Consider the following 26,924-nt stretch of genomic DNA (forward strand, 5'->3'; position numbering starts at 1 on the left):
CGAGTGCCCCGCGGCATTCCTGCCCGGCCGTCCACGGCGGCTCGCACGCCGGCGAAGCCGACGCGACCGCCTCCCGCGCCCCCTCCGGCGAACGACGAATGTGCTCGCGCCGCCGAAGAGCGGCACATCTCCGGCGGCACAGGCCCCTGCACAGCCGGAGATCACCTGACTCCTTGGCGCGCCGGGGTTCCCTGCGCCGGGGGCCGGCGCCGGGTCAGAGCTCCGACACGTAGTACGGCTGCACCGTCATCCAGCCGTTGCCGCGGGCGCCGTAGCGGGTGCCGTTGTCGCTGCGGGCCAGGGTGTACCAGGAGTCGACGTAGTCCGGGTCGTCCGTCCACCAGTCGTCCGGGATGGCGTCCAGGACCGCGTTCACCAGCGGGATGTAGGTGCCCTGGTCGGTGATGGTGAGCAGCGCGGTGGCGATGGCCTGAGCGAGGTCGTGGTAGTTGGTGCTGCCGTCCTCCTCCATCATCACGGCGTCGGCCAGGTCGTACTTGTAGGAGGACCAGTTGACCAGGATCTGGTTGGGCCGGTAGACCGTGCCGTCGTTGTCGAGGTACGGCATGTCGACGGGGTCGACGCGGACCTTGCCGTCCTGGCCGAAGCCGGTGACCAGGGTGTAGATCTCGGCGTCCCCCTTGATCCAGGGTTCCTCGTCGTCGGAGAGCTCGACGGCGGTGATGCGCGTGGTCCAGAAGCCGCCGGTGGCCGCGGGCGCCTGCGGACGGTCGGCAGGGGTTCGCTCGGCGGTGGGCGCGGCGGAGTGGACGCCGTACCGCGAGAGTTCCTCGGTCAGCACGTCCAGACCGGCGGCCAGTGCCGTGGAGCTGTCGATGTCGACGACGTACACCGGGTGCGCGGGCGCCCTGCGGGCGTCGAGCGTGTGGGCCCGGCCGCGGCTGTCGTAGGCGGTGACGGTGGTGGCGTTCTCGTCCTGGGTGGCCGCGGCCACCCAGGGCGTGGTCCCGGCGACGAGCGCGGGGCGCATGGACGCGTCGCCGAGTCGCAGCCGCAGCAGCGGGCCGACCCCGCTGCCCAGGCCCTTGGCGGTGGCGATCCGGTGGTCGGCCGCGGTCAGGGTGGACCGCAGGGTGCCGCCGGCCTGTCGGGCCAGGGCGGTTACCTTCACCTCGTCGGAGGTGAGCGCGGCCGTCCGGACGCGGGCACGCCAGGCGGAGTCGGTGAGCGTGCCGGCTATCGCCCGTGCGGCGTGGTCCTCCGCGGCCGTGACGGCGGACCTGGGGGCGGGGGCCTCGACGGCCGCCGTGGCCGGAAGGGCGGTCAGGGTCTGGCCGGCGCACAGGGCGACCAGGGAAGCCGCGACGGCGCCGAGGCAGCGTCGCCGGGGGTGGCTGGGTCTCACGTGGATCGATCCTCCTGGGCGAGTGGTCGATGTCGCACTGTCAGGTGGGGCCCGTGCACGCGTCTATGCGGGTAGACGGACGCGTGCAGCTACAGAGTGACGGTGACATGACACTTAGACAAGAGGGCTTCCGGTGGGACAGGCATGAACTCTCCTGCCGGCGCCCGGAGTTCAGCAGGACCGCGACAGTGGCAGCGGACGGCGACGCCTGACGGGGGCCACGACCGACCGTACTGATGACGGTCGCGGACCCCGCCAGGCGCAGCGCCTCGGTGGCCCTGGACGAGCGGGCACTCGGCGGCGATACGGGCGACGGCGTCACCCCGCTCGGCGGCGCCCGAGAACGCGCGCCTCGCCGAACGAGCCACGATGTCTCCGTGGGACGGCTCAACGCTTGAGCACGAACGTGAAGTCGCCGGAGAGCTTGCCGCTCAGCCGGACCGCCGAGGCCACCTTCCCGTCCGCGATCAGCCTCTCGACCTCGGCGCGGGAAAACCCGCACCCCTCAGCGATGAGCCGCACCGGCCGGACAGGAATCCGCGCCGCGAAGCGGACCGATATGTCGATCACCGCGCGGTCCAGGTGGTCCGGTCCGCCGGTGTCGAGGCGCCAGGCGCCGTCCCAGTCGAGGGCGATGCGGTTGCGGCGCCGCACGACCGGGTCTTGGAGCAACTCGGCGGCCAGGCGAGGGCAGTTGGCGTGCAGCCGCTCCAGCAGGGCGGGCTGCACGGAGCGCACGTTCACTCGCTCCAGGATGCTCAGTCTGGCCGTGTCCCCGCATCCCGTGCACAGCACGAGGAGCCAGGCGTCGATGAGCTTGTGGTGGGCGTTGACGCGGAATTTGCCGTCCGGCCGGAAGCGGTCGGCCGCACACGTGTGGCAACGGCGTAGAACGAGCGGCAGGCAGGTGGGCATGACCGCCCAGGTGGTGAGCACAGAAGTACACCGGTTTCAGTGAGAAGTCCGCAGCAGGAAGCAGCACGGCGCGCAGGGCGCGACGCGCGACCAATCAGCGCTCGGGAGGTCTCACAGGGTGTACAACGGCACTCCTTCGCCGGACGACTTGAACCGGCGGTACGTTAGTGGCGTCCGAGGACGCGTGCCACTGTTTTTGGCCGCCGGGTGAACGTCCCCGGAGCCACGATCCCGACGTTGCTCACGAGGCCGCCCCCAGCCGAGTGACGAGGCCACTGGCGAACGGGTTTTCGGCCAGGAGACTCGTCTGGGTGTTACCGGCCCGCGTCGCCGAGCGGTTGTCCGGCAGAGGGGCCCATGCGGTCGGTGCGTCGAGCCCGCCACCACGGCACGAGCTGGACGACGCCGAACGCCACCTCGGCGACGAAGAACAGCCACAGCCAGCGCGGGGCACCGTGTGCCAGCGCATACGCCTGCCACGCGGCGAACAGCGTGCGCGCGATGCCGTCGAACAGTCCGTGCGCCGGCAGCGGGTTGATGATCCGGAGCAGCGCCCAGACGACCACCACGGAACCCATCAGATTCGCGTAAAGGATCTCTATCGGGTCGAGGGCAGGCAGGGCGCCCAGCCCGAGCGCGTCACCGATCTTCGACAGCGCGTCGTGCACCAGGGCGTAGGTCCACGGCGTGGCGAAACCGGCCGTGACCACGAGGTCGTACCAGGCACTCGTGCGTACGACGCGAAGATAGGCGGGGTGGGAAGGGGCGAAAAGACGGAACACGGCGAGGCTCCTGCTGGTCTCCTGCACGGACGCCACGACGGTAAACAGTGGAGTACTGTCCAAGGTCAAGTCCGCAGTTCAGGGGGAGCCGTGCGTATCGGGGAGCTGGCCGCGCAAGCGGGACTGACCAGGGACACCATCCGTTTCTACGAGAAGATCGGTCTCGTCACGGGGCGGCGTCTGGCCAACGGTTATCGCGACTTCCCGCCGGAGGCAGTGCCCTGGCTGCAGTACGTCCGCACCGCGCAGACGCTCGGCTTCTCGCTGGCCGAGATCGCACAGACCGGCGAGGAACTGCGGAACGCGCCCGACACCGCCGAGGCGTTGTCCGCGCTGTTCAAGGAGAAGATCAAGGTCATCGATGCGCGTATGGCGCAGCTTGCCGCCCTGCGGGCCGAGCTCGACGCACGTGTGGACACCGGATGCCCGCTACGGGCGGCCGGCTGAGCCGGGTGAGCATCGGCACGCTGGTCGAACAGGCCGTCGCCACCCCCGTCAGCCGGTGCTGTGCCTACATCCATCGGATCGGGGTGGGTATGGGACAGCGCAGGCTGCGTGACTGGCATGAGGCCGGGGTGTGGCAGGCCTTGCACGAGCTGCTGCTCGCCGAGTTACGGCCGGCCGGCATGCTGGACTTCTCCCGGGCCGCGGTGGATGGCTCGCACCTGCGGGCGATGAAGGGCGGCGCGAAGAGTGGGCCGTCTCCGGCTCCTGCACTGGTTCCGCCGCCTGCGCACCCGCTGGGAGATCCGTGACGATCTCCACGAAGCCTTCCTCATCCTCGGTTGCGCCATCATCTGCTGGTGCTCAGCGGGTACCGCGCGCGGTGTTTGGTGCGGGCCACCAGGCTGCGTCTGAGATCGCAGTCGCCGGTGAGCCGGTGAGCCGGGGGACGACGTCGGTGACCACGGAAACCTCGCCCCTCTCGATCGCTTGGTACCAGGAGATCCAGGTCTCGATCTGTTCCCCGCTCATGCCCTGCCGCCATCGCCGTGCGAAGGCTTCCTCAACGGTCTCGGATTCGTAGCGGTAGGGCCGACCGGTGGCCGCGGCGATCCGGGTGACCGCTTCGTCGAGGGTCAGGGCCTCAGGCCCGGTGATCTCAAGCGTCGCGCCGTCGTACTGGGAGCGTGGACCCTCGTCGAGAGCGACGGCAGTGATCACCTCGGCGATGTCCTCGTGGGTGACGAAGGCGGCCCGGCCGGTGCTCGCGGGGCCGCTCACGACGAAGTCCTCGTCGGCGAGGGCAGCCGGCGTCGACGTGTAGAAACCCGCCCGAAGCACCGTGTGACGGATCCCGGCCCCTGCCAGGAACTGTTCGGTCATCCACTGGTCGCGGGCGTTGAGGTAGGTCGCGGTGGGCGCCGCGCTGACGAGGGACACGTACAGGACCCGGTCCACGCCAACCGCGATCGCGGCCTCGACCGCAGTGGCGTGTTCTTCCAGCCGGCGCCCCGTGCGGTGGCCGGAGACCAGAATGAGAGTCGCCGCGCCCTCCAATGCCTTGCGCATGTCCGAGGCGTCGGCGTACGCGGCCGGACCGCGTCGCTGGGCGCCTGGCAGTTCAGGCAGGCGGTCAGGGTGGCGTCCGACGAGGAGTTGGGGGACGCCATGGTCGGCGAGTCGGGTCGCGATCCGGCTGCCCAGCGCCCCGGTCCCCCCCGTGACCGCCACCGTGGCCGGGTTCTTTTCCGTCATGCCTTCCCTCCATGTGCGGCCGCTGTCGATCGCGGCACTCCTGCTTCCGATTACGTCCGGCGAGAAACAACGCCTTCGGCTGCGTCTTCCGGATGTGTGATGACGCGGTAGTTCACCACCACGCGCGCACGCCCCTGGGTCGGACTCCCCGCCTCAGTGCAGCGGTCGCGATCCACGCAGCGAGCCGCGGCAGTGGCGTGCCGCACCCGAAGGCTCAGCCGGCCGAGCCCGGATCGTTGGGGTGCGGCTGCAAAGCGGTGATCACCGCGGTCGCCCAAGACCACAGGGGCAGGCTTCCGAGGACCTTCTCACGCAATTCCGCCTCGTCGGCGGCGCGCCACACGGCGATGACGCGAGGCTCCCCGACGGTACGCCACAGCCGGGACAAGCGGCCTTCGGCGGCGAGCTCCTTGGCCCGTACAGCTTCGGCGGCGCGGCGCCGGTCGACCTCTGCTTGGTTGGTCCCCTCTGGCACGCTGATGGTCATCTCGACCAGGAACTCCTTCATGGCCTATTCCTCCGTCGTATATTCGACTGCTTCTTGCCTTGCTTCTACGGGGAACGCGGGGCTTCACGACCGTCTGCGAGCCCCCTTGGCGAACGCCCGGGCTTCCTCCTGGTCACCGACACCGTTCGAGCGGACGCCCGCGCGCAGGGCATAGCTACTGCGGCCCTCCCGCGAGCGGGAGGTGAGGTGGCCCGGCGGGCCGATGCTCAAGAACGCTCAGACTTGTCTAGGGCGTGATGGTTGCGGTGCGGTAGAACTCGGCCGCAGTGAACGTGGCAGGGACACCGAGTTCGGCGGCGACCGCGCTGATCGCGTCAACGCCGACGGCGAGGTCGACTCGGCCGTCGGTGGTGAACTGCGATGCGACGTAGGCGTCGTAGTGGGCTCGGACTTCATCCTCGGTGTGTCGCCCGAGGAACGTCTGTAGGTGCCGCACCGTGGTGTCGGGGTCGTCGTGGATCACCTTCAGGGCGCGCAGATGGGCTCGTACGACGGCCTGAACCGCGGGGTCGTCCGGATCGGTGTAGGTGGGGTCGACGGCCACGCCCACCGTGGGGATCTGAAAGTGGTCACCAAAGAAGGCCAGCACCTGCCAACCGTGCTCGGCGGCGACCGCCTCCGGTGCCAGGGTGTCGCCGACCACGGCGGCGTCGATACTGCCCTCCTCCAGCTGGCGCAGGTCCATGCCGAAGTCGCCGGGCCAACGGACGATGGTCTGGACGTCGCGGTCCGGGTCGAGGCCAGCCTGGCGCAGCACGATCCGAGTGAAGCACCCCGGTCCGGTGTGAGGAGGGTGTACCGTCACCCGCCGGCCTGCCAGGTCGGCCACCGAGGTAATACCGGAGCGGGCGAGAATCCAGAACAGCGGGCGGTAGGTGTTGATGTTAAGCGCGACCCAGGGGATGCCATCCCTCAGTCGCGACAGCACTGTCCGGCCGAGTCCGATGACTGCACCATGACGCAGCCGCTGCGCATCCCAGGTGCAGCCGTCGCGCACGGCGACGTGGACGCCCTCGTCAGCGTAGAAGTCCTCCTGGTCGGCGATGTAATTGACCAGCTCCTCGTGCGGGCCCCGCCCGACGTAGGCAAGATCGATTGTGTGCATGAACGTCTTCCTTTGAGAGGGCGGTGTGCCAGATGCGGCCCGGATCCGGGCGATTGGCCCCCTGTGCGGGGACGACGATTGGCCCCGTGTGCGGGGACCGTGACGCGTCAGTACATGAACATCCCGCCGTTGACCACGGCCGTGGTGCCGGTCATGAAGGTGGTCCTCGCCGGCGTAGAAGACGATCGCTTGGGCGACGTCGGCCGGGTAGGCAATGCCACGATGACGGCTGACCCGGTCATGACCCCACCTCCTCCTCATCACGGGCCGGCGGAACGACCGCCCCTGCCTGGTCGTCGTCGACGCCGGGTGCCGAACGGATCGCCCCGTAGAGCACGGTGTCGACGGTCGCCCGCAGCAGATTTGCCGCCGTCCAGTCCAGTTCGTGCGGCAACTGCGAGGCAGACAGCCGCTCCAGAGCGCCGCGGGTGATCTCGCTGAGCAACTCGGGCGGCGTAAGCAGCAGTCCCTGCCGGTGGCCGTCCCGGAACAGCTCGTCGAGCCGCCGATAGACCACCGCGTCCGTGCGCTGCTCCACGTACCGGCGCAGCATCGCATCGCCGCCCCGCCCGGTCGCGAGTTGAGCCGCGCCGATCCGCCCAAGCTCACCGCCCGCCGCGATTAGGAACCGCTGGACTCTCACACCGAACGGCCGCCCTTCCGTGTCCTCGGCCGCTGTCACCAGGGTGCGCTCTACCGCCTCGAACTGCCGGTCCAGCACCGCGGTCAGCAGGCTGCGCTTGTCCGGGAAGTAGCGGTAGATGGTCTTCTTGCTCATCCCGAGCTCCCGAGCGAGATCGTCCATGCTCACTTGCGCGAAGCCTGGCGCTAGGAATCGTTGGGCGGCCGCCTCGATGATCACATCAACACGCTGCCCTCGACGCTCGGAAACTGTGGAGCCGGAATCAGTTTCCATAGTTTCCCATCGTTGCCACCCACCCTTGGTCTGTCAAGGCGCGCCGGCCTGTGAGGTCCGGAGCCCTGCCTCGGCAACCGACAACCCGCTGTGGTTCCTGATCATTTGGAACACGCAGGCCGACCATTCACTGACGGTCACGAGGGGACTACGTCAGACCAGCCTCCTTCAACGGACTCCGCCGCAGGTCAGAGCGCCATGCACAGTGATCTACGCATGCACTCCGGATCCGTCCGTGAGTGCGGGGTCGCTGGCGTTCGGTAGGGGTCCCGACGAGACGTCGGAGGCACTGAGTGGTATCACCGGGGAAGCTCAGCGGCACAGGCTTCGCCGTCGCGCGAGCGAGAGCGTCGACGCCGTCGAGGAGGGCGTGTACCGAGAGTTCGGTGCGAAGCTCTACTACCGGGAGGAACGGCTGGCTGGCGTCGTGGTCGATGCGCTGCGAGGACCCCAAGTCGTCGTGGAGGGGGAAGCCCTGGTCGGCCGGGTTCCCTCCGTTCTGGAGCAGTGGATGATCGGCCGTACCGAGGACCGCGAGCCGGATTCGGACCTCTGCTACCTGGACGCTGTAGTTCCTGTGCCGGAATCGCTGGGCATCGTTCTGGATGTGCAGCGCGCGGGTGATCACCTGCTCACGCGGCCGGTGGTCGTGCCCCGTGAGGCGCTGGACGACCTTCCTCACTTCCTACCCCGAGAAGCGTGGTCCCGTTGCTGAGCGCCCATCGGGTAGCCGGGGACGACAGCGGAGTCAGTCCGGTGGATGGCAGCTGATCACGACCGTAGCCAGAGGCTGATCGAAGCCATCGTCGCGGTGCCATGGCAGATGTCGGCACGTTTGTCCCCATCAACTGACAGCCTGTCACCACAAGGCGCAAGCGGTTCATGTTGCCAGGAGTCCTGAACGGGCGAGCCCACAGCGGATCAGGGCAGCAGCCGTCGTACGCAGCAGGTGCCGGCGAAAGCGAGGGCGCTGCCGTGCCGGCGGCGGCGCCCGCCTCGGCAGGCGGGGCTCACCGAGCCGGCGTCGCGGCGCATCACCGCCCTGTCTGATCCAGAACTACTGCCGTCGGAACCGCATTCCAGTCCGCTCTCATGCGGCTGCCACGCGCCCCATGGTGATCCACATGGTGAATGCGAACAGGAAGTCACCCCGCTCGGCCGATTGACGGGCAGAGGTGAGAAATCGCTCCGTCAGGTCCGGCTGGACGCAGATCCGCAGCGCCTCGTCATCGAAGAAGGGGACGACGACGGCTGCGTCCTCCGGCACCGTGAACCGAAGCGTCACGGGGAGCGTGGTGGTCGCCTCGAGGCCTGCCTTCACCATGCGGGCGCGGGCGGTGCGGCCTGCCGCAGGGTGCGGGAACGGGAATTGCTCCGCGACTTCGGTCATGTGGTCGAAGCCGTCCCAGGTGAAGGACGTCCAGTCGGTGTCGATCACGCACACGCGGCCTCCGGGGCGGGTCACCCGGACCAGTTCCTTCATCGCGTGATCGGGATCGGACAGGTGCTGCAGCACCCGCTCGCACCGCACTCCGTCGAAGTGGCCGCTGGGAAAGTCGAGAGCGGTGATGTCACCGACCGAGTAGTCGACCGGGGTGCCGTCATGCCTGGATTCGGCGACCGAGACGGCCAGGGCGGACCGGTCGACGGCGGTCACGGAGCCCGCGGCGCCTACTCGCGCCCCCAGTTGGCGGGCCACCTCTCCTGCACCGCACCCGACGTCGAGCAGCCGCTCACCCGGTGCGGGCGCGAACATCTCATGGGCCGCGGACCGCATGCGCAGCATCTCGGGATGAGCCGCCGCGGCATCGAGATAGCGGATCACGCGACGCTGTGCTTCGTCCGGAGCACCGTCCAGGTGTGCGAACGGATTGCTGGGCGTCTGGGGATTCCCGGTTCCGCGGGAACCAGCGGTGGGCGCAAGAGGGGACGCCGTGTCCATAGTCGTTTCCTGCTTCGAGAGGAGGAATAATTGATGGACATAGTACTTGCCGCGTGAAGTAATCGGAACATGCGCCCAGCACCGTCACGTCGGCCGACTGGAGGGCAGGTGGAACGCCGCGGCACCTGTGCCGCGTCCTGCGTCACCGTCGGCCGTGGGCACGGGGCGCGCGCGGAAGGTCCGGCCCGGCGCCCAGGTGCACTGTTCGTCGTGTGCCTACGACCTCTGTACCGTGCGGCGCCCCGGACCGGCGCCGCCCGGATCGACGAGGTGGATCAGGTCATTCGGATTCGGCAGGCTTCAGCCGTAGGGCGAGGCTGTTGATGCAGTACCGCCTGTCCGTCGGCGTGGCAAATCCCTCGCCCTCGAACAGCTCTCCGAGATAGGACCCGCAGCGAGCGCACCGCACCACTGGATAGGAGGACCCGTCCTGCTGCACTTCGACCGAGTCGAGATCCTTGGGGTCGTAGAACGCGGGCCAGCCACAGCGGGAGTCGAATTTCTCCTCGGAGGTGAAGAGATCGGCACCGCAGGCCCGGCAGGAATACACGCCCTCTTCCTTGGTGTCGGTGTACTCGCCAGTGAACGCCGTTTCGTCCGCGGTGCCACGCAGCACCCTGAATTCCTCCGGGGTCAGTTCCGCGCGCCACTCGTCGTCCGACTTCTCGATTTCGTACGCCATGACTTCATCCTTCAGAATTCGGAAGCGCTGCTCAAGAAGGTGAGCAGCGCTGGAGGGGTCGTTGCCTCATCGACCTTCACATGCGGCAGTCCCGCGCCGCGGCCGCGCGGCGTCATGAGTTCCACGGGACAACACTCGATGGTACCGGCTCACCCCGGAAACCAGTCGGTTAAGCACCCGCGGGGGCACGTGTGAAGAGGGCCGGCAAGATCGCCGTGCCTCCTCAGTGGCCGTCGAGTTGCACGCACACGAACAGTTATATATTATTACTTTCAGTAACATACTCACCTGAGTATTCACGAGGCCAGGCGACTTCAGAACCGTCCCGAATACTCGTACGTGCAGCAATCACGGGCGCGCCGCACTGCCTTCCGCGTGCCGCGGATGCCCCCCTCAGCGATTGAGACCATCCGAGGAGACATCATGCCCGAGGCTCTCCGTGCGCCCTCCCGCAGGAAGTTCCTCTCCACTTCGGCCGCCGCCGTGGCCGCGTCGGCGACAGGCGTTGCCGGCCTGCGCCCCTGGGACCTGTCCGGGAAGCCGGTCGCGGCGAGCGAGCGGCAAGCCGTCCGGCCGTTCCGGGTGGACATCCCGGAGCGAGAACTCACCGAGCTGCGGCGCCGTATCGCGGCGACACGGTGGCCCGACCGGGAAACGGTCCGCGATCAGTCCCAGGGTGTCCGACTGGCCACCATGAAGGAACTCGCCCGCTACTGGGAAACCACCTACAACTGGCGAAAGATCGAGGAGAGACTCAACTCGCTGCCCCAGTACAAGACGGAGATCGACGGGCTCGACATACACTTCATCCACGTTCGCTCCCGTCACTCGGACGCGCTCCCGATGATCCTGACCCATGGCTGGCCCGGATCCGTCCTGGAGTTCCTGAAGGTCATCGGTCCGCTCAGCAACCCCACGGCCCACGGCGGCCGCGCCGAGGACGCCTTCCATCTCGTCATACCGTCCATGCCCGGCTACGGCTTCTCGGAACGGCCGGCGACCACCGGGTGGAATCCCGACCGCATCGCCCGCGCCTGGGCCGTGCTGATGGAGCGGCTGGGGTACAAGCACTACGTGTCCCAGGGCGGCGACTGGGGTGCCGTCATCTCGGACAAGATGGCGGTCCAGCGGCCGGCAGGACTGCTCGGGATCCACGTCAACTTCCCCGCGACCGTCCCGCCGGACATCGCCAGGAAACTGGCGTGCGGCGACCCCGTACCCGCCGGGCTGAGCCCGGACGAGAAGGCGGCGTACGACAAGCTGGCCACCTTCTACAAAACCGGGTCGGGTTACTCGGCGATGATGGTCACCCGCCCGCAGACCGAGGGATACGGGCTGACGGACTCCCCCGTCGGCCTGGCCGCCTGGATGTACGACAAGTTCGCCGCCTGGACGTACAGCGGCGGCCACCCGGAGCGCGTGCTCACCAAGGACGAGATGCTCGACGACATCACGCTCTACTGGGTGACGAACACCGCGACCTCCTCCTCGCGGCTCTACTGGGAGAACAACGCCAACAACTTCAACGCCGTTTCGGTGTCGGTCCCCGCCGCCATCACTGTGTTCCCCGGCGAGATCTACCAGGCACCGAGAAGCTGGGCGTCGCGCGCGTACCACGATCTCTTCTACTACAACCGGGTCCGCAGCGGCGGCCACTTCGCGGCCTGGGAAGTCCCGGACATCTTCACGAAGGAACTCCGCGCGGCCTTCGGTACGCTGCGCCGCGCACAGGGCGCGGGGAAGTAGAGCGCCTCCGCGTCCCCGTGCATCACGCTGGTCCGGGCCGGGGGCTGTCACAGACCTCGCTGCTGCCCTGTCCTGCTGACGTGCGCTTCGGCGCACCGGGTCCGGCGAGATGTCGCCGGTGTCCGCAGGGAAGCCGAATCAACGAACGGAGACAGTGATGAAGATCGTGGTCGTCGGCGGTACGGGGCTCATCGGCTCGCAGGTGGTCGCGCTGCTGCGCGACAGTGGTCACGAGGCCCTGGCGGCCGCTCCCTCCACGGGCGTGAACACCCTCACCGGTGAGGGTCTGGCACAGGCACTCGCGGGCGCGGACGTGGTCGTGGACGTGCCGAACTCCCCCTCCTTCGATCCGCAGCCGGCGCTGGAGTTCTTCACCCGCTCGGAGCGGAACCTGACCGAGGCCGAGAAGGAGGCGGGGGTCCGCCACCACGTGGTGCTCTCCATCGTCGGCGTCGACCAGGTGCCCGACTACGGCTACTACCGGGCCAAGGTGGCCCAGGAGGAAGCCGTGCGGAACAGTGGCGTTCCGTACAGCATCGTGCGCGCCACCCAGTTCTTCGAGTTCATCGCCCCGGTGATGGACATGACCACCGAGGGCACGGAGGTGCACCTGCCGTCCCTGCGGCTGCGCCCGATGGCCTCCGCCGACGTCGCCGCCGCCGTCGCCGATGCGGCGCTGGGCGAGCCGTCGTACGGCGTCCGCGACATCGCGGGCCCCGAGATCGAGCGGCTCGACCGGCTCGGTGAGATCACCCTGGCGGCGAAGCCGGACGGCCGCTCCATCGTCACGGACGAGACCGCGAGTCCGTTCGCGGGCATGCCCGACGTCCTCGTCGGCGACGACACGGCCCACCTCGCGTCCACCCGCTACGAGGACTGGCTGAAGAAGCAGAGCTGACCGGTCCCGGCGTCGTCAGAGCGACGACGGGCGTCCCGTGGGCCTGCGAGCCGACCGCTCGTAGGCCCTCAGCTTGTCGGGCGCCAGGACCCAGTACAGCCCGTCGATACCGTCCGGCCCCACGGTGACGCTCACCACGGCGACCGTCACCCCGTCCTGGACGAGCAGCAGGCCGGGCAGACCGTTCGCCTCGGCCACGCCGTACTCGGCCCCGGGGAAGAACCTGTGGGTGAAGGCGCTGACCCTGGCCACGCGCCCGGCTCCCACGATCTCCACCCGTGCCACGCCGCGCATGCCGTTGCCGTCCGCGTAGGCGACGACGTCCTCCGACAGCACGCTCTCGAGCGCGGCGACGTCCCCGTGCCGCGCGGCGGCGACGAAGGCCTCGACCAGCCGTCGGTGCCGGGCCGCCTCGACGGGTTCCCGGCGCTCGGCGGACAGGCGCTTGCGGGCCCGGCTGAGGATCTGCCGCGTATTGGCCTGGCTCAGCTGGAGCATGCCCGCGATCTCGTCATACGCGTAGCCGAACGCCTCCCGCAGCACGTAGGCCGCCCGTTCCACGGGGTTCAGCTTCTGAAGGATCAGCAGCACGGCGAACTCCAGCGCCTCGCCGCGCTCCGCGCCGACCTGCGGATCCACACTGGTGTCCACGGGCTCCGGCAGCCACGGCCCGACGTATGCCTCACGACGGACCCGCGCCGACTGAGCCACGTTGATCGCCAGACGCGTGGTGATCTTCGCCAGGAACGCCCCGGGATCGCGCACCGCGCCGCGATCGGCGCCCTGCCAGCGCGGCCACACGTCCTGCACCACGTCCTCGGCCTCGGACACGCTGCCCAGGATGCGGTAGGCGATACCGAACAACCGCGGACGTAGTCGCTCGAAGGTGTTTGCCGCTTCGTCGAGGGAGCCTTCGGTGAGCGGCTGTCGCTCGTCCATGGTGCCGGTGCCTCCGCAGTTCGACCGTCGTGCCCCCAGGCGGGCGTGCCTCCGGCGCGAGGACGGCCCGCCCGCTGCGATCCTACGGCGGTTGCGTCTGCGCTTTCGCCACGTGGGCTGTCACAGAAGGGGAGGCCGTCTTGTCCTTCCTCTGGACAGTTCCTGTGTGGAGGAGAACATGAGCGCTGAGCACGCACACCTGCCCCCGGGCGTCGAGGTGATCGCGGCCCTGCCGGAAGCGGCGGCCCGGATCCCGGCCGGCGCCGAGGCCAGGACCATCCGGGTCACCCTGCCACCCGGCGACCCCGGTGCGCCGCCGCACCGGCACCCCGGGCCGGTCTTCGGTTACGTGACCCAGGGCGAGATCCTCTTCGAGCTGGAGGGGCAGCCGCCCCGGGTGCTCAAGGCCGGGGACGCCCTGTTCGAGCCCGGGGGCGACGTGATCCACTACCAGGGCGCCAACAACCTTCCGGACGCGCAGTCGCAGCTGGTGGTGACCATGTTCGCGCCGCCGGGCACCCCGGTTCTGACCCTGGTCGGCGCGGAGGAGCTGGGCGAACGACGACACCTGCGGATTCCTCGGCCCTGATTCCCGGAGGCCCGGCGACGCGGGGAAGCCGCGCGGCTTCGTGAAGCTCACCTCGAAGCGAGGGCCGGACTCACACGTCGTGGCCGTGCCTGTGCGTCGCCCCCGGGTCCCCGCGAGCGCGCGCGCCGTCCTCGACGGCACCCGCGCGCGGCGATCGTTTCCCGCACGCGGCAGCGGCTCAGACCGCCCAGCCGATCAGCAGCCCTGAGAGCAGAGCGGCGGGGCCCGCCAGCCACACGGTGACCGCGCGCTCGGTTCGCCATGTGTCCAGCACGAGCGTGGCGAACACGGCTACGAAGAGCCGGAAGAAGGTGTCGGCCAGTTTCCCGTCCAGCGCGGCGATGACCTGGCCCGTTCCGAAGCCCAGGGCGGTCCAGAGCAGGAGGGGGTTCGACGTCCGTGTGCCTGTCGCCAGGACCAGGACGGCGATGACCAGCACGACTTGCAGTATTTCGACGATCAGCACGGCTGTCTCTCTCGCGACACGGACGCCGACACCACGGTGTTCACGAAGGCGGCCTCCTCGGTCCCGACCGTAGGAGTAGGTGGTGTCCGCGTACGCCGGGTCCGCGGTCACCTCGAACTGTCCCTTGGTGGTGGCCCCGTCCGGGTCGGTCGTCCTCGCCGACAGGGCCGGCGTCCCGCTGATCAGACATCGGCTCCTCACCCACCCCCCACGGAAGCCGCACAGCTCCCACGGTGATCCTTTACGAAGCCGTGACCGCCACGCCTCAGCCTCCCGCGACGCCCTGCCCGCCCGGGCGGTGACCCGATGGCCGGCGCCCGCCGCAGCGCCGGGGTCACGGGGCCCTCCTCGACCGAGCCGTCGCCACCGTGTGGCGGCGGTGCGCGCCTGACGTTCTGGTGGTCAGCAGGTGGCATTCAGTCGAAGTACACGCCGTTTCAACGTCGTTTCACCAGAGTTCCGCCTCGTGCCTACTTCACACTCACGCGCCGGCGTCGCCTCGGTATGTGCCGCGGCTCTGACGCTCTCAGGGCTGGTCGTCACCGGGCTGCTCGCGGCTCAGCCCGCGGCTGCCGCCGACCCCGCCGGTTACCAGAACGTTCGCGTCAACGAGGTCACCTCCTCCGACACTGACACCGTGGAGCTGTACAACTCCGGCCCCACCGCGGTGAGCCTCAGCGGCTGGAAGATGTCCGACGACGGTTTCTCGCCGCAGTCGTTCACCCCGTCCGCCACCACGATCGCCGCCGGCGGCTTCGTCACCTTCGACTCGCCCAAGGGGCTCGGTGACTCGGACAAACTGGTGATCTACACGGCCGGCGGCGCGGTGGCCGACCGCGTCGAGTGGGCCGGCGGCAAGGCGAAACCGGCGATGGCACGCTGCGGCAGAGACGGCACCGGCGCGTGGGTGACCACGACCACCGCCACGTTCGGCGCCGCGAACGCCCCGGGCTGCCCGTCGTCGATCCCGTCGGCGAGCCAGGTGCGCATCAACGAGATCACCTCCGACGGCTCGGACACCGTGGAGCTGTACAACGGCGGAACGAGCACGGTCAGCATCGGGTCGTGGAAGTACGTCGACAACGACACCAGTCACTCCCCGGTCTCGATCTCGTCCTCCTCTCCGAGCGCGACGAGCATCCCTGCGCGCGGCTACGTCACGTTCGACTCCGCTCTCGGTCTGGGCGACGACGACTCGCTCTTCCTTCTCGACGGCAACGGCACCTCGGTCGACTCGGTGACCTGGGCCGCTGACGGCGCCAAGCCCTCTTACGAGCGCTGCACCAATGGCACCGGCTGGTTCCAGACCTCCACGACCGCGACGCTCGGCGGCGCCAACTCGTGCTCCGGCGCGGGTGGTGGCGGGAATGGCGGGCAGACCGGTCATCTGCTGGGCGGCGGGGGCTCGCTGACCAGCGGCTGCACCCCTGAGGCGCCCTCCGGCTCGGGCTCGGCTCCGTCGGGTACGTCTGCGTGGCCGGGCGGCCCGGACGTCACGATCACCGACAACGTCTGCGCGTTCACCACGTCCACGGGCCCGGAGGGCCGCGACCTGAGCGGGCTGGCGTTCGATCCTGCGAACCCGTCGGTGCTGTGGGCCGCGAAGAACAAGAACTGGCTGTACAAGCTGGTCAAGAGCAACGGCAAGTGGGTCCCGGACCCGTCGTGGAGCGCGACCGGCAAGCAGATCCGCTTCGCGGGCGGCTCGGGCCAGCCGGACTCCGAGGGACTGACGGTCGGCAGCAACGGCCACGTCTACGTGACGTCCGAGCGTGACAACGCCAACAACACGGTTCCCAAGGACACGATCATGGAGTTCGACCCGGCCGCGACCGGATCGACCCTGACGCCGGTCCACCAGTGGGACATGACGTCGCAGTTCCCCCAGCTCGACACCGGCAGCAAGGACGACGCCAACCTGGGCTTCGAGGGCGTCGGTTACGTGCCTGACAGCTGGCTGACCGCGAACGGCTGGGTCGACCCGCTGACCGGTGCCGCGTACAACCCGGCGAACTACCCGCTGCACGGTTCGGGCCTGTACTTCGCCGGCCTGGAGTGGGACGGCACGCTGCACGTCTACGGTCTGAACTCCGACGGCACGTTCACCACGTTCGGCACGATCGCGACCGGCAAGGCGTCCGTGATGGACGTGATGTTCGACGCCGGGACCCAGCGCATCATCGGGACCTGCGACAACACCTGCGGGGAGACGCACACCTTCATGAAGGTCGACGCGTCCGGCACGATCGTGCCGGACGTGACCTACACGAACCCGGCCGTCATGCCGATCGACAACCTGGAGGGCTTCGCGCTCGCGCCCGCGTCGGCCTGTGTCAACGGGTCCCGCGAGGCGGTCTGGAGCGACGACGGCATCTACGGCTTCGGCTCCGGAAGCTCCTCCTCCGGACACGCCCTCTACAGCGGCGCCTTCCCCTGCTGATCGCCCTGGCCGCGGGAGACGGCTCACGCACGGGGACCGCCTCAGGGTGAGGCGGAGTCCGGACCGAGAGGGTATCGATCCGGCTCCGCCGTTGCCGGCTTCACACCCTTCGCAGCGCCGTTCGCAGGGCGAGCGGGGTCGCCGCGGCCCAGGCCTGCGGGGAACACGAGTGGGGGTAGGGCACCGGACGGACCGTAGCCGTACGGTCGTAGCCGGCCAGCACCTCGGGCAGCCGGTAGCCGTAGGGGGCGGCTGCCGCCACCAGGCCGTCCACGACCGCGTGGACCTGGTCGGCCAGTCCGTACCGGGCCAGGCCGAGCGCGATGACCGCGTTGTCGTGCGGCCAGGCGCTGCCGCGATGGTAGGAGAGCGGGTGGTAGGGCTTCTGGCCCGCGGCGAGCGTCCGGATCGCCCAGCCGGAGAAGAAGTCCGGCTCCAGCAGCCGCTGTCCGACCCGGCGGGCCCGTGCCGGGTCGAGGATTCCCGACCACAGCAGGTGGCCGGCGTCGGAGGCGAGGGCGTCGACCTGGCGTCCCCGGCCGTCCAGAGCCAGGGCGGGGAAGTCGGTGTCCGGCATCCAGAAGTCGGTGACGAAACGGGTGCGCAGGCCTTCGGCGGCTTCGCGCAGGCGGCTGGCGTAGGACGGGTCCCGCCAGACCGCGGCGGCCAGTTCCGCGGTGCGGATCAGGGCGTCGTAGGCGTAGCCCTGTGCTTCCGAGACGGCGACGGGGCCCTGGGCCTGTGTGCCGTCGGTGAAGCAGACGGCGCCCGCCGAGTCCTTCCAGTTCTGGTTGACGAGGCCGTTCGGGTCGGGCTGGTAGACGAGGTAGCCGTGTTCGTCCAGGCCGCCGTCGGTGAACATCCAGTCGACCGCTCGCCGGGCGTGCTGTTCCAGCCGTACGGCCAGGGCGGGATCGCCGGTCGTCTCGTGGTGGGCGTGGAGGAGCACGAGGAAGAGCGGTGTGGCGTCGACGGCGCCGTAGTAGCGGCCGTAGGGGATCTGCCGGAAGTGCGCGAGTTCGCCGTGGCGCGTCTCGTGGACGATACGTCCCGGTTGTTCGCCGCTCACGGGGTCGTGGTGGCGGCCCTGGGTCGCCGCGAGGGCGCTCAGTGTGGCGGCTGCCGTCCCGGGGCGCTCGGGCAGCAGGAAGTACGACGTCAGCAGTGAATCGCGGCCGAAGAGGGTGAGGAACCACGGGATGCCGGCGGCGGGGACGGCGACCTCCTCGCCGTCCAGGCCGGTGACCGCGACGGTCAGCAGGTCCACGTCGGCCAGGCCGCGTTCGCAGGTGCGGGCCAGGTCGTCGGCCGGCGCCGTGATCCGCCGGCGCGGCCGTGGCAGGGCGGGAGCCCCGGCCGGCAGTCCGTGCGGCACGGCGCGGACGGTGAGACGGAGTTCGGCCTCGCCGTGCGCGGCGAGCGGCAGCTGCCAGCGCAGCGTGCGGGCGGTGGGCAGGTCCTCGACGGTGTCATGACCGGTGGGCGCCGGGTTGCCGACGACGGTGGTCCGGGAGTGCCAGTCGTCGCGGTGGTAGTCGAAGACCAGTCCGTCGTCGGTGTGCCGACTCTCGCGGCGGGCGCCGGGCTTGGCGTAGTGCCGGTCGTCCGCGCGCAGTTCGAACAGGTCGGCGAAGTCGACGTCGGCGGTGATCTCCACCAGGGCGGTGACCGGCTCGGGACGGTTGCTCACCAGGCGCAGGTGTTCGGTGAGCTCACCGGCGCTGACGGTCTGTTCGCGGAAGACGGTGTAGGCGGGCGGGTTGTCCCGGGTGCCTCTCGGGGTGAGGACGCAGACGGCGGTGTCGTCCGTCGTGGCGTCGGCGGGCACCAGGGCGACGGGTTCGGTGCCGTCGACGGTCAGGTGCCAGCGGCTGAGATGGCGGCCGTCGCGCAGGAACAGTCCGTCGGGTGCGGTGCCGTGGGTGCCGTGCATGCCCCCGGTGGCGTCGACACGGGCGAAGGTGGCGTCCCGCACGAGCTGGACGAGGGTGTCGGCCGGGGTCATGGGGTGGGCTCCTTGGGGTCGGCGCACAGCAGGTCGAGCGTGAGGGCGGCGGTCCAGGAGAAGTGCCGGGCGCCCCGGGCCGCACCGGTGGTCGGGTCGACGTACTCGGCGAAGTCGGACCGTCCCGCCTCTGCGAGGAATCCCCGCCGCAGCCGTTCGGCGTCCTGTTCCCGGCCGTGCGTGCGCAGACCGCGGTGGATCAGCCAGGCGGTGTTGAACCAGGCGGGGCCGCGCCAGTAGCGCTGGGCGTCGAAGGCGTGGCCGGTCAGGGCGTAGCTCGGGACCAGTCGGGTGGCCGGTGCGTCGAAGCGCGGGCCGGTGAGGGTGTCGACGAGGCGGCTGACGACGTGCGGCGGCAGGTGAGGGGCGAGGAGCGGTACCAGGCCGGTGACGGAGTCCTCCCCGACCAGGGTGTCGGTGGCCAGGTCGCGGACGCGGAACACGCCCGCGCTGTCGTCCCACAGACGGGTCACCAGGTGCCGGGTGAGCGCGTCGGCGCGGGCGGAGTGCGCCGTAGCGTCCGCTCCGGTCTCCCGTGCCATGGCCGCCAGGGCCCGTTCGCTGACGATCAGCAGTGCGTTGAAGCAGGGGTCTTCCACCGCGAAGGTGTGCCGGGCGGCGCGGTCGTCGTAGCCGGCGTCGCGGTAGTCGGTGACCAGGCGGACGTAGCGGCCGTAGTCCAGGTCGGTGGGTCTGTCTGCGGGATGGCCGTGGTTGAGGTCGGCACGACGGAAGGCGTCCGGAGCGGCCGGTTCCACGCGTCGCAGCGCCTGGTCCCAGCAGGGGCTGTTGTCCATGCCCGGTTCCCAGGGGTGGACCACGGCGGCCAGTCCGCCACCGCCGAGGTCACGGTGGCCCAGGAGGTAGTCGTGCCAGGCGGCGAGGCGGGGGTGGACCCGGGTGAGGAAGCCGCGCCGGCGGGACTCCGCGGGATCGGCGCGGTGCACGAGCCAGGCCGCCAGGGCGTGCACCGGTGGCTGGACGATGCCGGACGTCTCGGGTGACGCCGGCGCGCCCGCCGCCCGGCCGGCGGTGGAGGAACGCCAGAAGTCGGGGCTCGGGAAGTAGGCGTCGTCCGGTACGGCGGGGTTGAAGACGATGTGGGGTATGCGTCCGTCGGCCCACTGGGCGGACAGCAGCGACTCCAGCTCCTGCTGGGCGCGGCGGACCGAGAGGTGGCGCAGGCCGATGGCGATGAAGGCGGAGTCCCAGCTCCACTGGTGGGGGTAGAGGGTACGGGACGGAACGGTCGAGGCGCCGGTCCAGTTGTCGATGAGGACCCGCGCCGCACCGCGCCGCAGTGTCAGGTCCGCGGCGGCGGTGGGCGCGGGCCGGTCCAGGAGGGACTTCACGCGCCGGACCTCTTGAGGAACGCGGGGACGGACCGGACGGCTTCGACGGGGTCGCCGGTCAGCCGGCATTCGAGGGCGAGGTGCCCGTCGTAGCCGATGGTGTGCAGGGCGCCGAGCCATGCGGACCAGTCGAGGTGGCCGGCTCCGGGCTGGAAACGGTTGGAGTCGGAGACCTGGGCGTGGCCGATGACGTCGGCGTGCGCGAGGATCGCGGCCGCGGGGTCGCTCTCCTCGATGTTCATGTGGTAGCTGTCGATGCCGATCCTGATCGAGTCCAGGCCGATGGCGCGGATCAGGTCGGCGGCCTGCTCCAGCCGGTTGACCATGTGGTCCTCGTATCGGTTCAGCGGCTCCAGGAAGAGGGTCACGCCCTCCTTGCGGGCGTGTTCGCCGAGTTCGGTCAGGCCGCTCAGCAGGACCTCGCGGTCCTCCTCCTCGGTGCGCGGGGGTTCGAAGGGCGGCAGACGGCGGGAGAACATGCCGTAGGAGGCCGGGGTCTGGGCGCCCCGGCCGCCGATCTCCGCGATCACGGTGAGCTGGGACTTCATCTGGTCGACGGCGTCGCGGCGCAGGTCCGCGTCGAAGGCACCGAGGAAGTGCAGCATGTCGACGCACACGGTGGGCATGACCACGCCGTCCTTGCGGGCCTTCTTGAGTTCGTCGAGGCGGGAGGCGAAGTGGAAGTCGCCCTTGCCGCGCAGTTCGATGGCGTCGTAGCCCGCCTCCTGGGCGAACTCCCACTTGGCCTGCAGGGTGTCTCCGGGCAGGAGTTGTTCCTGCGCCGCGGTCTTGAGCATGAGGGGCCTTTCGAGACGTTCAGAATTCCAGCACGACCTGCAGCGCCTCGGCGGGGCGCTCGTCGAGCAGCACGTAGGCGTCGGCGGCGTCGGCGACCGGGACGACGTGGCTGACCAGGGAGGTCACGTCCACCTGGCCCTCGGCGACCAGCCGCAGGAAGGTCTGCTGGAGGCGCTCCACGGTCCAGCGGTGGGACAGCTGCGGCGGGACGCCGCCGATCTGGGAGCAGATGAGCTGCACGCGGTTGTGGTGGAACTCGTCGCCGAGGCGCAGGCCGATGCCGTCACCCTGGTAGAAGCCGGAGGCCACCACCCGCCCGCCGACGGCGACCGACCGCAGCGCGGTGTGCAGGGCGGGGTAGGCGCCGCTGATCTCGATGGCGAGGTCGGCGCCGAGGCCGCCGGTGGCCTCCCTGATGCGTTCGGCCACCTCGTCGGTGCGGGCGTTGAGGGTGTGCCGGGCTCCGTAGCGCTCGGCCGTCTTGAGGCGGCCGTCGAGGGCGTCGACGGCGGTGACGCGGGCGCCGTTGAGCTGGGCGAGGCGGGTGGTGAGCAGTCCGATGACGCCCTGGCCGAAGACGGCGACGTCCTCGCCGAGGTGGATGTCGCCGGCCAGGACGGCGTTGTAGGCGATGGCGCCGACCCGGGCGAAGGCGCCGGCCAGCGGCTCCAGGCCGGCGGGCAGGGTGTGGCCGATCATGCGCTCGGCGGGGACGATGCCCTCGCTGCGGTGGCCCCAGATGCCCCACACCAGGGCGCCGACGGCGGGCAGGCCCGGGGTCCCGGCCAGGTCGGGGGCGACCTCGACGACCTCCCCCACCTCGGAGTAGCCCCAGCCCGCCACGGGGTACTGGATGCCGGCCGCGCCGTCACGGAACAGCCGGGCCTCGGGGTCCCAGGTCCGCGTCAGATACGGGTTGGTCCCGCGGTAGGCGGTGAGTTCGGTACCGGCCGAGATGCCCGAGTAACGGGTGCGGACCCTCAGGTGCCCGGGGGGCAGATCAGCTCCGGCCTGCTCGGTTACCTCCACCTGGCGGGGGCCGGTGAATTGGACGACGCGTTCCACGGATGACTCCGGAAGGGGTTGCGAGTGCGGTTGCGTCGACAATATCCCGAGCTTATGTCTTGTCAACCAGCAAAAGTGATGCTGTGATGCGTCTTCAACAGACGGAAGTCGTAGCAAGGACATGCAATGCACACCATGAGCCGGCGATCGAAGACGATCGCGGTGGGCATCACGGCGGCCTTGGGCCTGGGGCTGCTCACCGGCTGCGCCAGCAGCACAGGACCGGGCAGACCGGACCGGGAGATCACGGTCTGGTCACAGGAGAACCTCCCGGACCGCGTCGCCGTGACGCAGAAGATCGTCAAGGGCTTCGAGGAGAAGACCGGCATCAAGGTCCACCTCGTCGGGGTCGACGAGGGCCAGATGCCCCAGCTGATCATGTCGGCCGCCGCCTCGGGCTCGCTGCCCGACGTCATCGGCGCCGCGCCCATGGGCCAGGTCTGGCAGATGTACAGCAACGGCCTGCTCAACACCGGCATACCCCGGCAGATCATCGACAAGCTGGGCCGCGGCACCTTCAACGCCAACGCGCTGAGGCTCACCTCGGACGGCGGCCGGAGCCTCGGCGTGCCCTCCGACGCCTGGCTGCAGCTGCTGGTCTACCGCAAGGACCAGTTCGACGAGAAACACCTCACGGCTCCGGACACCTACGCCCGGGCGCTCGCCGGCGCCAAGGCGCTGACCACCAAGGGGCGCTACGGCATCTCCGTGGCCACCGACCCGGGAGACGCCTTCACCTCGCAGAGCTTCGAGAGCGTCGCGCTCGCCGACGACTGCCAGCTCGTCGACGGCCGGCACCGGGTGGCCCTCGAGTCGCCGCAGTGCCGGACCGCGTTCAAGACCTACGACGAGCTGGCCCGCACCTACGGCGCCCCGGGCACCCAGACCGTGGACTCCACCCGCGCCACCTACTTCGCCGGCCAGTCCTCCGCGATCATCTGGTCCTCGTTCCTCCTGGACGAACTCGCCGGCCTGCGCAAGGACGCCCTGCCCAGCTGCCCGCAGTGCAAGGGCGACCCGCGATACCTGGCGCGCAACAGCGGCATCGTCACCGCGATGAAGGGCCCCGACGCCACCGAGCCCGCCCAGTTCGGCGAGATCACCTCATGGGTGACCACCAAGACCGCCGAGACGGCCGCCTCCCGGGAGTTCATCGAGTACATGATGGAAACCGGCTACGAGTCCTGGTTCGGCATGGCTCCCGAGGGCAAGATCCCCGTCCGGACCGGCACCGCCGCGCAGCCCGGGCGCTACCTGGAGGCCTGGCGCCACAGCAGCATCGGCGTCGACACCAAGCAGCCCTTCGACAAGGTCTACCCCGCGAGCCTGCTCAACCAGCTGGCCGCCGGCGTCAGCGACATGCGGCGCTGGGGCATCACCCAGGGCGAGGGCGCGCTCGTCGGCGCCACCAACGGCGAGCTGCCCGTACCGAAGGCCATCGGCGCCATGACCAGCGGTCAGATCTCGCCCTCCGAGGCGGCCGGCGAGGCCGACGACGAGGTCACCGCCCTGCAGAAGTCCCTCCAGTAGCCGCCCCCTGCACGTCACGAAGGTCCCCTCATGACAACAGCTCCCGCCGGCACACCCCAGCGCCGGCACACCGGCGGCAGGTCCACGGACCGGCCCGCCGGACGCGTCCGCCGCCCCATGACGGCGAGCCGCCGCGCCAACCGCGCCGGCCTCGCGTTCGTCTCCCCCACCTTCGTGGTGGTCCTGGTGGTGGTGATCCTCCCCATCCTGTGGACCGTCCTGCTGGCGTTCCAGCACGCCAAGCTGGTCGACATCCAGGGCATGGGCCTGTTCGGCAACTGGACCCTGGACAACTTCCACCAGGTCTTCGGCTCGGCCGGTTTCTGGTCCAGTCTGACCACCACCCTGCTGTACACCGCCGGCGCCACGTTCGGCTCCGTCGCCCTCGGCCTGGTCGCCGCGCTCGCCCTGCGCAAGCCGTTCCGCGGCCGCGGTCTGCTGCGCGCGGCGATGCTGCTGCCGTACGTCGCTCCCGTCGTCGCGGTCTCCTTCGTCTGGGAGGTGGCGCTCAGCCCGCAGTACGGCGTGGTCAACAACTGGGGCCACCGCCTGTTCGGATGGGACGACCCCATCGCCTTCCTGTCCACCCGTTCGTACGAAGTCCACCTGCTCGGCCTGCACTTCGACGTCCCGCTGGCGCTGCTGACCGTCATCGCCTTCGAGACCTGGCGGTACTTCCCCTTCGCGTTCCTGTTCATCCTGGCCCGGCTCCAGGCGGTGCCCGGCGGGCTGGAGGAGGCCGCCCTCGTGGACGGCGCGACCACCACCCAGCGCTTCCGCCACATCCTGCTGCCCCAGCTGATGCCCGTCATCGCGCTGCTGTGCGTGCTGCGCTTCATCCTGACCTTCAACAAGTTCGACGACGTCTACCTGCTGACCGGCGGCGGCGCCGGTACCGACGTCGCCGCCGTGCGGGTCTACGACTTCCTCACCGCCCGTTACGACGTGGGTGCCGCGGCCGCCCAGGCCCTGGTCCTGGCCGTCTCGCTCATGGTCCTGATGGGCCTCTACTTCAAGTTCTTCGGCAACAAGGTCCAGGAGGAGTCGTGATGAGCCGGGCTCAGTTCGAGGAGAGATTCTTCGGCGTCGCGCGCTGGGTGGTCATCGCGTTCCTCGCCGTGATCACGGTCGTGCCCTTCTACTACATGCTGCTGCTGTCGCTGAAGCCCATCGACGCACTGCTGCTCGACCCGGGCTCCCTGTGGGTCTCGGCGAAGGACCTCACCCTCTCCACCTACCGCGACGTGCTGCGCTCCACCGACGACGGCGGCCAGGGCTTCCTGAAGTTCCTGCTCAACTCCGCGCTGGTCTCGCTCGGCACCGTCGCCCTGACCATGCTGGCCGCGGTGCCCGGCGCCTACGCGATCAGCCGGCTGAAGTTCTTCGGGCACCGCCAGGTCAGCGCCCTCTTCCTCGCCGTCTACCTGTTCCCGGCGACCCTGCTGGCCGTCCCGCTGTTCGTCGTCTTCGCCAAACTGCACCTGTCCTCCAGCCTGTTCGGCCTCGCCGTCGTCTACGTCGCCCAGACCGTGCCGGTGGCCATCTACATGCTGAAGAACTACCTCGTCACCATCCCCTCCTCGATCGAGGAGGCTGCGGCGCTCGACGGGTGCAGCCGGCTGCAGACCGTCCGCAAGGTGGTCCTGCCCCTGGCCCTGCCCTCCCTCATGGCGACCGGACTGTACGTCTTCATGATCGCGTGGAACGAGTTCCTGTTCGCCCTGCTCTTCCTCGCCGCGGACCCGGGCAAGTGGACGGTGCCGCTGGGCCTGGCCCAGCTCTCCAACGGCGTCGAGGTGCCGAAGACCGTACTGATGGCCGGATCGGTGGTCCTGACGATCCCCGTGGTACTCCTGTTCTTCGCCGCCGAGCGGCTGCTCACCGAGGGTTTGACCAGCGGTGCCGACAAGAGCTGACACCATGAGGGAACCGATGCTGACACCGAGCCAGATCAGCGCGGGCGAGCTGTTGCAGCTCATCCGCGGCGGCCACGCGAACACCCGCGCCGATCTCCAGCGGATCACCGGGCTCTCCCGTTCGACCGTCGGTCAGCGACTGGACCTGCTCAACCGGGCGGGATGGCTCAGGCACGTCACGGGTTCCTCCACCGGAGGCCGTCCGTCCCAGCGGATCGTGTTCGACCCGAGGCACGCCTCGGTCATCGCCGTGGACCTGGAGACCAGATACGCCCGGGCCGCGGTCCTCGACCTCAGCGGCACCATCCTCGCCGAGAACACCGGGCCGCTGGACATCACCGAGGGGCCGGAGGTGGTGCTGGACCGACTGGCCGGGTGGTTCCCGGACCTCCTCGCCGCCGCCGGTGTCGACGCCGGGCACGTCTGCGGGATCGGACTGTCCGTCCCCGGTCCCGTGGAGTGGGAGACGGGCCGGGTCATCGAACCGCCGATCATGCCCGGCTGGGACCGGTACCCCATCCCGGAGCGTCTTCAGGAGGCCTACGCCGAGCACGTCGGCGGGAGCCTGGAGGGCGGCCCCGTCCCCGTGTTCGTGGACAACGACGCCAACCTCATGGCACTGGCAGAACAACAGGCCAATCACCGGGACTGCACGGCGTTCGTCCTCGTGAAGGTCTCCACCGGCATCGGCGCCGGTGTCGTGGTGGACGGCAAGGTGTACCGCGGGATCGACGGCGGCGCCGGCGACATCGGGCACATCCGCCTGCACGACCGGATCGACGTCTTGTGCATGTGCGGCTCCCACGGCTGCCTGGGCGCCGTCGCCAGCGGCCGGGCGCTGGCGAGGGACCTGAGCGCCCTCGGCATCGAGGCCGCGTCGGCCGCCGATGTCAGGCGCCTGCTCGCCGAAGGGCACCCCGACGCCGTCCGGCTGGCCCGCGAGGCCGGACGGAGGGCGGGCGAGGTCCTGGTGACCGTGGTCAGCCTGCTCAACCCCGGCGTCCTCATGATCGCCGGCGAGCTCTCCGGGGTCCCGTTCATGACCGGTGTCCGGGAGCTGCTCTACCAGCGCGCGTTCCCCCGAGCCACCGCCAACCTCCAGGTCGTCACCTCACGCCTGGGCGCTCACGCGGGCGTCATAGGGGCGGCCGCCATGGTCGTCGAGATCCTCTACTCCCCCGACCGGGCCGACGCCCGGCTCGGCTCACTCACCGCCTGAACGGGCCGCCCACGCGGATCCGCCACGGCGAGCCGGGGGCTGCCGGC

Annotated in this window: 25 protein-coding genes and 1 pseudogene; 11 read left to right on the top strand and 15 right to left on the bottom strand. The window is 69.9% G+C overall.

Annotated elements, in window-relative coordinates; translation table 11 throughout:
* Positions 1-214: 214 nt before the first annotated feature.
* The 3 genes from AB0946_RS22155 to AB0946_RS22165 form a co-directional block, all read right to left on the bottom strand.
* Entirely contained in the window at positions 215-1,366 is a 1,152-nt protein-coding gene (locus tag AB0946_RS22155; RefSeq protein WP_366762354.1) for a DUF3103 family protein, read from the bottom strand.
* A gap of 387 nt (positions 1,367-1,753) precedes the next feature.
* Positions 1,754-2,302 carry a DUF1062 domain-containing protein gene (locus AB0946_RS22160; RefSeq protein ID WP_366762355.1) on the bottom strand — a complete coding sequence of 183 codons (549 nt, stop codon included), beginning with the start codon at positions 2,300-2,302 and terminating at the stop codon, positions 1,754-1,756.
* A gap of 293 nt (positions 2,303-2,595) precedes the next feature.
* The gene (locus AB0946_RS22165) at positions 2,596-3,063 is read right to left on the bottom strand and encodes a hypothetical protein (RefSeq protein ID WP_366762551.1); all 468 of its coding nucleotides are present in this window, start codon (positions 3,061-3,063) and stop codon (positions 2,596-2,598) included.
* A 90-nt stretch (positions 3,064-3,153) separates the two neighbouring features.
* On the opposite strand from AB0946_RS22165, the gene AB0946_RS22170 reads away from it, so the two are divergent.
* Together AB0946_RS22170 and AB0946_RS22175 are read left to right on the top strand one after the other, a co-directional pair.
* Complete coding sequence (locus tag AB0946_RS22170; protein WP_366762356.1) at positions 3,154-3,510, top strand: MerR family transcriptional regulator; 357 nt, start codon at positions 3,154-3,156, stop codon at positions 3,508-3,510.
* 98 nt (positions 3,511-3,608) lie between these two features.
* Positions 3,609-3,770, top strand: a pseudogene (locus tag AB0946_RS22175) (IS5/IS1182 family transposase); the annotation flags it as partial.
* A gap of 100 nt (positions 3,771-3,870) precedes the next feature.
* Here AB0946_RS22175 and AB0946_RS22180 read toward each other — a convergent pair.
* The 4 genes from AB0946_RS22180 to AB0946_RS22195 all read right to left on the bottom strand — a co-directional run bounded on the left by AB0946_RS22180 (position 3,871) and on the right by AB0946_RS22195 (position 7,290).
* Complete coding sequence (locus tag AB0946_RS22180) at positions 3,871-4,761, bottom strand: NAD(P)H-binding protein (RefSeq protein ID WP_366762357.1); 891 nt, start codon at positions 4,759-4,761, stop codon at positions 3,871-3,873.
* 214 nt (positions 4,762-4,975) lie between these two features.
* Complete coding sequence (locus AB0946_RS22185) at positions 4,976-5,269, bottom strand: muconolactone Delta-isomerase family protein (RefSeq protein ID WP_366762358.1); 294 nt, start codon at positions 5,267-5,269, stop codon at positions 4,976-4,978.
* Positions 5,270-5,495: 226 nt separating this feature from the next.
* Positions 5,496-6,374, bottom strand: a complete 879-nt coding sequence (locus AB0946_RS22190; protein ID WP_366762359.1) for an ABC transporter substrate-binding protein — start codon at positions 6,372-6,374, stop codon at positions 5,496-5,498.
* 238 nt (positions 6,375-6,612) lie between these two features.
* Complete coding sequence (locus AB0946_RS22195; protein WP_366762360.1) at positions 6,613-7,290, bottom strand: TetR/AcrR family transcriptional regulator; 678 nt, start codon at positions 7,288-7,290, stop codon at positions 6,613-6,615.
* 370 nt (positions 7,291-7,660) lie between these two features.
* On the opposite strand from AB0946_RS22195, the gene AB0946_RS22200 reads away from it, so the two are divergent.
* Positions 7,661-8,005, top strand: a complete 345-nt coding sequence (locus tag AB0946_RS22200) for a hypothetical protein (RefSeq protein WP_366762361.1) — start codon at positions 7,661-7,663, stop codon at positions 8,003-8,005.
* 375 nt (positions 8,006-8,380) lie between these two features.
* On the opposite strand, the gene AB0946_RS22205 is transcribed toward AB0946_RS22200, so the two are convergent.
* Both AB0946_RS22205 and msrB read right to left on the bottom strand, forming a co-directional pair.
* Positions 8,381-9,115, bottom strand: a complete 735-nt coding sequence (locus AB0946_RS22205) for a methyltransferase domain-containing protein (protein ID WP_366762362.1) — start codon at positions 9,113-9,115, stop codon at positions 8,381-8,383.
* 397 nt (positions 9,116-9,512) lie between these two features.
* The gene (gene msrB / locus AB0946_RS22210; RefSeq protein WP_366762363.1) at positions 9,513-9,914 is read right to left on the bottom strand and encodes a peptide-methionine (R)-S-oxide reductase MsrB; all 402 of its coding nucleotides are present in this window, start codon (positions 9,912-9,914) and stop codon (positions 9,513-9,515) included.
* 423 nt (positions 9,915-10,337) lie between these two features.
* On the opposite strand from msrB, the gene AB0946_RS22215 reads away from it, so the two are divergent.
* Both AB0946_RS22215 and AB0946_RS22220 read left to right on the top strand, forming a co-directional pair.
* On the top strand, positions 10,338-11,660 hold the full coding sequence (locus AB0946_RS22215; RefSeq protein ID WP_366762364.1) for an epoxide hydrolase: 1,323 nt from the start codon (positions 10,338-10,340) through the stop codon (positions 11,658-11,660).
* A gap of 157 nt (positions 11,661-11,817) precedes the next feature.
* Positions 11,818-12,558, top strand: a complete 741-nt coding sequence (locus AB0946_RS22220) for an NAD(P)H-binding protein (protein ID WP_366762365.1) — start codon at positions 11,818-11,820, stop codon at positions 12,556-12,558.
* 15 nt (positions 12,559-12,573) lie between these two features.
* On the opposite strand, the gene sigJ is transcribed toward AB0946_RS22220, so the two are convergent.
* Positions 12,574-13,497, bottom strand: coding sequence for an RNA polymerase sigma factor SigJ (gene sigJ, locus AB0946_RS22225; RefSeq protein WP_366762366.1), 924 nt, complete (start codon positions 13,495-13,497; stop codon positions 12,574-12,576).
* 178 nt (positions 13,498-13,675) lie between these two features.
* Here sigJ and AB0946_RS22230 point away from each other — a divergent pair, with 178 nt between their 5' ends.
* Positions 13,676-14,086, top strand: coding sequence for a cupin domain-containing protein (locus tag AB0946_RS22230; RefSeq protein ID WP_366762368.1), 411 nt, complete (start codon positions 13,676-13,678; stop codon positions 14,084-14,086).
* Positions 14,087-14,264: 178 nt separating this feature from the next.
* Here AB0946_RS22230 and AB0946_RS22235 read toward each other — a convergent pair whose 3' ends face one another.
* The gene (locus tag AB0946_RS22235) at positions 14,265-14,753 is read right to left on the bottom strand and encodes a hypothetical protein (RefSeq protein WP_366762369.1); all 489 of its coding nucleotides are present in this window, start codon (positions 14,751-14,753) and stop codon (positions 14,265-14,267) included.
* Between the two features lie 265 nt (positions 14,754-15,018).
* On the opposite strand from AB0946_RS22235, the gene AB0946_RS22240 reads away from it, so the two are divergent.
* A complete protein-coding gene (locus AB0946_RS22240) occupies positions 15,019-16,992 on the top strand; it encodes a lamin tail domain-containing protein (RefSeq protein WP_366762370.1) in 1,974 nt (657 codons plus the stop codon).
* A 100-nt stretch (positions 16,993-17,092) separates the two neighbouring features.
* Here AB0946_RS22240 and AB0946_RS22245 read toward each other — a convergent pair whose 3' ends face one another.
* Genes AB0946_RS22245 through AB0946_RS22260 form a run of 4 tightly spaced genes read right to left on the bottom strand, consistent with a single transcriptional unit; the run spans position 17,093 to position 22,212 of the window.
* Positions 17,093-18,997: a glycogen debranching N-terminal domain-containing protein gene (locus AB0946_RS22245; RefSeq protein ID WP_366762371.1), complete on the bottom strand. Its 1,905-nt coding sequence runs from the start codon at positions 18,995-18,997 to the stop codon at positions 17,093-17,095.
* Positions 18,994-20,349, bottom strand: coding sequence for a trehalase family glycosidase (locus AB0946_RS22250; protein WP_366762372.1), 1,356 nt, complete (start codon positions 20,347-20,349; stop codon positions 18,994-18,996). Before AB0946_RS22250 ends, AB0946_RS22245 begins: the two co-directional genes overlap by 4 nt.
* Positions 20,346-21,146 carry a sugar phosphate isomerase/epimerase family protein gene (locus AB0946_RS22255; RefSeq protein WP_366762373.1) on the bottom strand — a complete coding sequence of 267 codons (801 nt, stop codon included), beginning with the start codon at positions 21,144-21,146 and terminating at the stop codon, positions 20,346-20,348. Before AB0946_RS22255 ends, AB0946_RS22250 begins: the two co-directional genes overlap by 4 nt.
* A gap of 19 nt (positions 21,147-21,165) precedes the next feature.
* A complete protein-coding gene (locus AB0946_RS22260; protein ID WP_366762374.1) occupies positions 21,166-22,212 on the bottom strand; it encodes a zinc-binding alcohol dehydrogenase in 1,047 nt (348 codons plus the stop codon).
* 126 nt (positions 22,213-22,338) lie between these two features.
* Between AB0946_RS22260 and AB0946_RS22265 the strand changes: the two genes are divergently transcribed.
* The 4 genes from AB0946_RS22265 to AB0946_RS22280 are packed head-to-tail and all read left to right on the top strand — an operon-like array spanning position 22,339 to position 26,877.
* Positions 22,339-23,742 carry an extracellular solute-binding protein gene (locus AB0946_RS22265; RefSeq protein ID WP_366762375.1) on the top strand — a complete coding sequence of 468 codons (1,404 nt, stop codon included), beginning with the start codon at positions 22,339-22,341 and terminating at the stop codon, positions 23,740-23,742.
* A 30-nt stretch (positions 23,743-23,772) separates the two neighbouring features.
* Positions 23,773-24,792 (top strand): sugar ABC transporter permease, encoded by a 1,020-nt coding sequence (locus AB0946_RS22270; protein ID WP_225814414.1) that lies wholly within the window; start codon positions 23,773-23,775, stop codon positions 24,790-24,792.
* On the top strand, positions 24,792-25,658 hold the full coding sequence (locus tag AB0946_RS22275) for a carbohydrate ABC transporter permease (protein ID WP_225814415.1): 867 nt from the start codon (positions 24,792-24,794) through the stop codon (positions 25,656-25,658). The genes AB0946_RS22270 and AB0946_RS22275 overlap by 1 nt, the downstream gene beginning before the upstream one ends.
* 4 nt (positions 25,659-25,662) lie before the next feature.
* Positions 25,663-26,877, top strand: a complete 1,215-nt coding sequence (locus AB0946_RS22280) for an ROK family transcriptional regulator (RefSeq protein ID WP_366762376.1) — start codon at positions 25,663-25,665, stop codon at positions 26,875-26,877.
* Positions 26,878-26,924: the final 47 nt, after the last annotated feature.

The sequence above is a fragment of the Streptomyces sp. NPDC046870 genome (assembly GCF_040704595.1).
Lineage (GTDB): Bacteria > Actinomycetota > Actinomycetes > Streptomycetales > Streptomycetaceae > Streptomyces > Streptomyces argyrophylli.

Coding starts and splice junctions, on each gene's coding strand:
- sigJ (WP_366762366.1), bottom strand. CDS start 13,497: ATGGACGAGCGACAGCCGCTCACCGAAGGCTCCCTCGACGAAGCGGCA.
- AB0946_RS22195 (WP_366762360.1), bottom strand. CDS start 7,290: ATGGAAACTGATTCCGGCTCCACAGTTTCCGAGCGTCGAGGGCAGCGT.
- AB0946_RS22220 (WP_366762365.1), top strand. CDS start 11,818: ATGAAGATCGTGGTCGTCGGCGGTACGGGGCTCATCGGCTCGCAGGTG.
- AB0946_RS22185 (WP_366762358.1), bottom strand. CDS start 5,269: ATGAAGGAGTTCCTGGTCGAGATGACCATCAGCGTGCCAGAGGGGACC.
- AB0946_RS22230 (WP_366762368.1), top strand. CDS start 13,676: ATGAGCGCTGAGCACGCACACCTGCCCCCGGGCGTCGAGGTGATCGCG.
- AB0946_RS22255 (WP_366762373.1), bottom strand. CDS start 21,146: ATGCTCAAGACCGCGGCGCAGGAACAACTCCTGCCCGGAGACACCCTG.
- AB0946_RS22280 (WP_366762376.1), top strand. CDS start 25,663: ATGAGGGAACCGATGCTGACACCGAGCCAGATCAGCGCGGGCGAGCTG.
- AB0946_RS22245 (WP_366762371.1), bottom strand. CDS start 18,997: ATGACCCCGGCCGACACCCTCGTCCAGCTCGTGCGGGACGCCACCTTC.
- AB0946_RS22270 (WP_225814414.1), top strand. CDS start 23,773: ATGACAACAGCTCCCGCCGGCACACCCCAGCGCCGGCACACCGGCGGC.
- msrB (WP_366762363.1), bottom strand. CDS start 9,914: ATGGCGTACGAAATCGAGAAGTCGGACGACGAGTGGCGCGCGGAACTG.
- AB0946_RS22190 (WP_366762359.1), bottom strand. CDS start 6,374: ATGCACACAATCGATCTTGCCTACGTCGGGCGGGGCCCGCACGAGGAG.
- AB0946_RS22215 (WP_366762364.1), top strand. CDS start 10,338: ATGCCCGAGGCTCTCCGTGCGCCCTCCCGCAGGAAGTTCCTCTCCACT.
- AB0946_RS22265 (WP_366762375.1), top strand. CDS start 22,339: ATGCACACCATGAGCCGGCGATCGAAGACGATCGCGGTGGGCATCACG.
- AB0946_RS22275 (WP_225814415.1), top strand. CDS start 24,792: ATGAGCCGGGCTCAGTTCGAGGAGAGATTCTTCGGCGTCGCGCGCTGG.
- AB0946_RS22180 (WP_366762357.1), bottom strand. CDS start 4,761: ATGACGGAAAAGAACCCGGCCACGGTGGCGGTCACGGGGGGGACCGGG.